Below are 5,807 nucleotides of genomic sequence, written 5' to 3'. Positions count from 1 at the left end.
GGACGTTGCTAGGCATATTAAGACACTACTGATTAACTCAGTAGTGTCTTTTTTTGTGTTATAGTACCGAAATTTTATTGAACAATAATTACATGTAATAAAAGCAATTGGTCCATTTTTTTATTGAAAAAGATAAAGTGAATAATAAAATATTAAGTGATTAGAAAATCATTTTCCTAGATGGAGTTTTCTATATACATAAATTAAAGATAAATCACCCTTCAATAACCTAGACATTAGCTGCATAACAAAAAGAAGTTTTTTACAAGAACACAGTGCAGTCTAGGATAGAGAAGAGTCTTAGATTGTCTATAGCTTTTTGAACTATTGCACTGAACTATGGGATTCTATATCAAAATCCACGTCCTGAATAAATTCGATAACCTCTCCATTAGGACTGTAGACTAGAGCGTTTCTGATAATAAGAGGGGGCTCTCCAAGAGTAATATTATCTGCTTTCACACAAGGTTTTGCGCCATGGTCAATTGCCGTTTGAAACGCTTTGTCGACATCTTCCACATAAAACGCTAGGTGAAGCATGGCTCCGTAAGTAACCTCCTCTTCCGACTGCGCTTTTTTCCCTTGTGCTGGAATGACAGCATCTTCATCGAAAACCTCAATACATGTTCGTTTGTCTGGAGAAATTAGCATTGAAGCTTCCTTAATTTGAAACGAAGGAAGGCTCCAATGATGTCCACGTTTAAATCCTAATGCTTCAATGTAAAATTTGATTGTGGCCGGATAATCTTTTGCCTGAATTGCAATATGAGCAAAACCTTTGATATTCAAATATGATGTCCCCTTTCTGATGTATTTATTATAAAATAGTGTTATGAGGAAATACATACATTATAAAAGGAGATTGTCGCCTTACGCTTTCTGGAAATAACGAAAATTCATTGATTTTATTCACTTTTGAAAAGTGAAAAATGAGCAGGAGGAAATATATATGGAACATTGGATGGATGAAACTGATTACCACATTATGCGTCTTCTTCAGCAGAATGCACGTATCTCCATTTCACAAATAAGTAAAGATGTATCGATGTCCCAACCCTCGGTAAGGGAACGAATAAAAAGACTTGAGGAGAAAGATATCATCTCGGGTTATACGGCAACCTATCGTCATCAGGCGCTAGGCAGAGGGACCACAGCGTTCTTTCTTATTAAAACGGAGCAATGTCAAGCGCTTGTGGATTTTTGCGAACGAACTCCGGCTGTAACAGATTTGTTTCGAATTAGTGGTGAATACAATTATATGATAAAGGTTCAGACTGCCACTATAGAGGATATTGCTCAATTTCAGGATTCTATCATAAAGTTTGGACCATCCAAGTCTCTTATCAGCTTGAAAAACCTAATAGAGAATCGGATTCTATTACAAGCTACAATCCCAAAATAAGATAAACATACATTAGTAAATAGATTCATAAGGTGACGAGGAAGTACAGTACTTTAAGGTAAGAACACAAATACCAAATGATAAAGTACCTAAATTTAATCTAAAGCTTTCGTATATTAAGAATCGAGCTGTTTAAGCAGTTCGGTTTTTCTGTAAACTCTACTTCCATTGGTTTTAGAAGAGTAAGTAAAGGGATTTCCTAGCAAGACTACCACTCATAATTTCTCTTACTTAGCATATAATAAATGGACAGGTTAAAGGAGGATGGGGATGGAAGAGTGGATTGTTTATATGATGAATACATATGGTTATATAGGGATTCTTATACTTATTGCAGTAGAAAATATCTTTCCACCAATTCCCTCTGAAGTGATTTTAACATTTAGCGGCTTTCTTACAACTACATCTGATGTGACAATGACAGGCGTCATAATATTTTCTACAATCGGTTCTATGGTCGGTGCTGTGACTCTGTATGGGATTGGAAGGCTCTTGGATGTGAAAAAGCTAGAGATCATTGTAGATAGATGGGGATATCTATTGCGACTTACACGCAAGGATATCAAAAAGGCGGATGAATGGTTTGCGAAGGTGGGGATATGGGCTGTATTAATAGGACGTGTTGTACCTATTGTTCGCAGCTTAATATCAATTCCTGCAGGCATGGCCAAAATGAATCTTGGCATTTTTTTGTTATTTACTGCACTGGGATCACTCATCTGGAATAGCGTATTAGTTTATGTTGGTGCAAGGGTGGGATCTTCTTGGGGGAAAATTGTATCATATATAGATACATATTCGAATCTTGTTGTCCTTCTATTAAGCTTCCTGATCCTATTTTTTATTGTTCGCTTATTCTGGAGAAGGAGAAACGCTTAAACTTTCTACAATATAGAAAGGCTTTCTATTTAAGAAAGCCTTTTTTATATGTCATTATTTTAAGAAGTAATCATATAGATTTTTAGCAAGTAAACAGCATGTGACCACTATAAATAAACCCCGTACATAGCTGGCACCTTGTTTTAAGGCAAAACGTGATCCTAAAATTGCACCAGCGATTTGTGCAAGCCCCATCGGTATGCCGTAGGCGTAATTGACTTGGTGCAACCCCATAAACATTAAGAGTGCGGCAATATTGCTCCCAAAGTTTAAAAACCGGGCATTACCTGCAGCACTAAGAAAATCATATCCCACCATCAAGAAAGCAAATATAAGGAACGATCCTGTTCCTGGTCCTAAAAAGCCATCATAAAATCCGCAAGCAAAAATAATAAGTGCAAATAATAATAGCTTAGATACTGATAATTTTTTGTATGTAGAAACACTACCCCAATTCTTTTTAAAGATGGTGTACACTGCAACAGCGGCAAGCATAAATAGCATGAGTGGCTTCAATAAATTAGGGTCTAATAAGTGGACTATCCAGGCGCCGAATGCGGAGCCTATAAAAACAAGCGGAAAGAACTTCAAGACAGACTTCATTTCAATTTTGCCCGAACGGTAAAAGGAAATGGTGCTAGTCAACGCCCCCATTGTACCAGCAAGTTTATTTGTTGCTACTGCCGCAGCGGGCGAGAGTCCTGCAAATAAGAGCGCAGGCAAACCGATTAAACCGCCGCCCCCAACCACTGAATCTATAAAGGCAGCTAAAAACCCAAAAAGAATTAAAATAATTAAAAGTGAAAAGTCCATCTCAATATGCATAAAAACCACCTTTTCTTTAGTAACTACTAAAATAGTAACTAAAATTGTTTCTGATGTAAATAGTACTTCTGAATTTGGTATGATGAGAGGAAGAGAAAGTGGGGTATCATATTGGATTTGTTAATCAAACAACTTAAAGCTATTGGATTCACAGAATATGAAGCAAAGTCATATGTATCTTTAGTGGAGCAAGGGACAGTTACTGCTTATCAGGTTAGTAAAAAATCGGGTATACCAAGGGCTAGAATTTATGATACATTGAAAGCTTTAGTGGAAAAGGGCGTAGTATTGAAGGAAGAGAAGACAGACGGCGCTCTTTATTCGCCTTTGCCTGTCGATGTTTTTCTTGAAAAAGCACAAAATTCATTTCAAACCAATTTCCTTAGTATGAGCACTGCATTAAAGGAGCGCGAAAAAAAAGAAGAAAAAGGTGAACGGCAGGTACTCACCTTAAAGGATAAATCAAGCATTATAAGCTACTGCAAAACGCTAATTAAAAAAGCTGAAAAAAGAATCGTTATTTCAATGTGGGATGATTTTTATCATGAACTAAAAGAAGAGTTAGAAAAAGTAGAATCAGAAGTTGAGATTAAAGGTCTCACATTGCATGTAGAAAATCCAGTAGGGAATGTAGATATACATCGCGTTACCCAATTTACAGAAGCACCTACAAGTAAAAAGTGGTTTATCTTATCTATTGATGCGAAAAAGATGATTTATGGATCAGTTCTTGATGATAAGGAGCTAGCTTTCTATACAGACGATCCTGTTCATATTTATTTGCTAGAGGATTATGTATGGCATGACGTATTAGTGAATCGCATAGTACGCAGGAACAAGGATGATTTAGAGCAATGGATATCTAAGGAAAGAAAAAAATTTTTTAACGAAGAGTAGACTTCTACGACATACTTACAAAAAATTTACTTATAATTGCTAGAGTTGTAGAATAGTTATGATAGATAATTTTTAATACTCAGACAAAGGGGGCGTATGTATGAACAAGAGTAAAGTCGTGAGCTCTTTCATGGAAGCGGTTTCTGATATTAAAGAAGGTTCTACAATTATTGTGGGAGGGTTTGGCCTTTCGGGCATACCTGAATATTCGATTCAAGCTTTAAAAGAGCAAGGCACGAAGGATTTAACTATTGTTAGCAATAACTGCGGTGTTGATGATTGGGGATTGGGATTACTGTTGGCTAATCGTCAAATAAAGAAAATGATCTCATCGTATGTGGGAGAAAACAAAATTTTTGAACAGCAATATTTAAGCGGTGAATTAGAAGTAGAGTTGGTTCCTCAAGGGACACTTGCAGAGAGAATCCGTGCTGGAGGCGCAGGTATACCTGGATTTTATACTGCTACTGGAGTTGGTACGCCGATTGCAGAGGGGAAAGAAACGAAAGAATTTGATGGGAAGACCTATCTACTTGAACGAGGCATAGTAGGGGACTTTGCCTTAGTCAAAGCTTGGAAAGCGGATACGCTTGGTAATTTGATTTTCCGAAAAACAGCTAGGAATTTTAACCCTATAGCAGCTATGGCAGGAAAAATAACTATTGCGGAGGTGGAAGAAATCGTAGAGCCTGGGGAACTTAATCCCGATGAAATTCACCTTCCTGGCATTTACGTGCAAAGACTTTTGTTAGGCACTCATTATGAAAAGCGTATTGAAAAACTTACCGTAGCAGGAGCAAAAGGATAAAGGGAGGAGTGAAAGGGATGAAGGAAATACATCTTACAATTGTCAAAAGAGCGGTAAAAGAAATTGAAGATGGGATGAATGTCAATCTTGGGATTGGTATACCTACATTAATTGCTAATGAAATTCCCGCTGACTTTAATGTTTTGCTTCAATCAGAAAATGGCCTTCTCGGCATAGGCCCTTATCCAGTTGAGGGTAATGAAGATCCCGATCTGATTAATGCGGGCAAGGAAACCATCACCACAGTGCCGGGAGCTTCTTTTTTTGATAGTGCGGAATCATTTGCTATGATTCGTGGAGGCCATATAGATTTAGCCATTCTTGGCGGCATGGAAGTTTCAGAAAAGGGAGATCTGGCAAACTGGATGATTCCGGGGAAAATGGTCAAGGGCATGGGAGGCGCCATGGACCTTGTAAATGGAGCCAAGAAAGTAATTGTCGTAATGGAGCATGTGAATAAGCACGGCGACTCTAAAATAAAAAAAGAATGTACATTGCCGTTAACAGGTAAAGGTGTCGTAAATAAGCTGATAACAGATTTGGCTATATTTGAGTTTACTGCTGAGGGTATGGAGTTAGTAGAAGTGCAAGAGGGAGTAACAGTAGAAGAAATTCAAACTAAGACGGACGCGGATTTCTCTATCGCCCAACATCTATTAGCTCAACAATAAAGAGTTAAAAATAGATCATCAAATGATGATCTATTTTTTGTTTGGACAATTTCTCGCTTTGTAATTTATAAGGTGAGATCAATATCTAGTTATTGCTTTATATAAACTAGTATAGTGTTTTCATCTCTTTTTATTTTTTTGTAACTTTTTTTCTAAAAGTAATTGACGTTTAAATTATATGGTGATATAGTAATTAAGTCGCTAAAAGATATTAAGAAAAGCAATGAATAATAACTTCATTGAAAAATATCTTTTTAAAAAGATGTTGACTAGATTAAAAGTTTATGATAATATAATCAAGTCGCTAAAATAACAAGCGACAACA

7 protein-coding genes are annotated in these 5,807 nt (G+C 36.7%); 5 read left to right on the top strand and 2 right to left on the bottom strand.

All coding sequences use genetic code 11. From position 1 onward, the window contains the following. Positions 1-324: 324 nt before the first annotated feature. Entirely contained in the window at positions 325-789 is a 465-nt protein-coding gene (locus RST01_RS15820; RefSeq protein ID WP_147198327.1) for a VOC family protein, read from the bottom strand. Between the two features lie 160 nt (positions 790-949). Here RST01_RS15820 and RST01_RS15815 point away from each other — a divergent pair, with 160 nt between their 5' ends. Both RST01_RS15815 and RST01_RS15810 read left to right on the top strand, forming a co-directional pair. Beyond that, positions 950-1,402, top strand: a complete 453-nt coding sequence (locus RST01_RS15815; RefSeq protein WP_147198325.1) for an Lrp/AsnC family transcriptional regulator — start codon at positions 950-952, stop codon at positions 1,400-1,402. Positions 1,403-1,672: 270 nt separating this feature from the next. Next, complete coding sequence (locus tag RST01_RS15810) at positions 1,673-2,281, top strand: DedA family protein (protein WP_147198323.1); 609 nt, start codon at positions 1,673-1,675, stop codon at positions 2,279-2,281. A 54-nt stretch (positions 2,282-2,335) separates the two neighbouring features. On the opposite strand, the gene RST01_RS15805 is transcribed toward RST01_RS15810, so the two are convergent. Next, positions 2,336-3,106, bottom strand: coding sequence for a TSUP family transporter (locus RST01_RS15805; RefSeq protein ID WP_147198321.1), 771 nt, complete (start codon positions 3,104-3,106; stop codon positions 2,336-2,338). A gap of 111 nt (positions 3,107-3,217) precedes the next feature. Between RST01_RS15805 and RST01_RS15800 the strand changes: the two genes are divergently transcribed. The 3 genes from RST01_RS15800 (at position 3,218) to RST01_RS15790 (ending at position 5,482) form a co-directional block, all read left to right on the top strand. Next, positions 3,218-4,003, top strand: a complete 786-nt coding sequence (locus RST01_RS15800) for a TrmB family transcriptional regulator (protein ID WP_147198319.1) — start codon at positions 3,218-3,220, stop codon at positions 4,001-4,003. Positions 4,004-4,103: 100 nt separating this feature from the next. Then, positions 4,104-4,811 carry a CoA transferase subunit A gene (locus RST01_RS15795; protein ID WP_147198317.1) on the top strand — a complete coding sequence of 236 codons (708 nt, stop codon included), beginning with the start codon at positions 4,104-4,106 and terminating at the stop codon, positions 4,809-4,811. A 17-nt stretch (positions 4,812-4,828) separates the two neighbouring features. Further along, positions 4,829-5,482 carry a 3-oxoacid CoA-transferase subunit B gene (locus tag RST01_RS15790; protein WP_147198315.1) on the top strand — a complete coding sequence of 218 codons (654 nt, stop codon included), beginning with the start codon at positions 4,829-4,831 and terminating at the stop codon, positions 5,480-5,482. Positions 5,483-5,807: the final 325 nt, after the last annotated feature.

Origin of the sequence: Rummeliibacillus stabekisii (genome assembly GCF_007988965.1) — a bacterium.
Lineage (GTDB): Bacteria > Bacillota > Bacilli > Bacillales_A > Planococcaceae > Rummeliibacillus > Rummeliibacillus stabekisii.
Note: the sequence above shows the minus strand (reverse complement) of the source record. Positions and strands in the feature narration are given on the sequence as shown.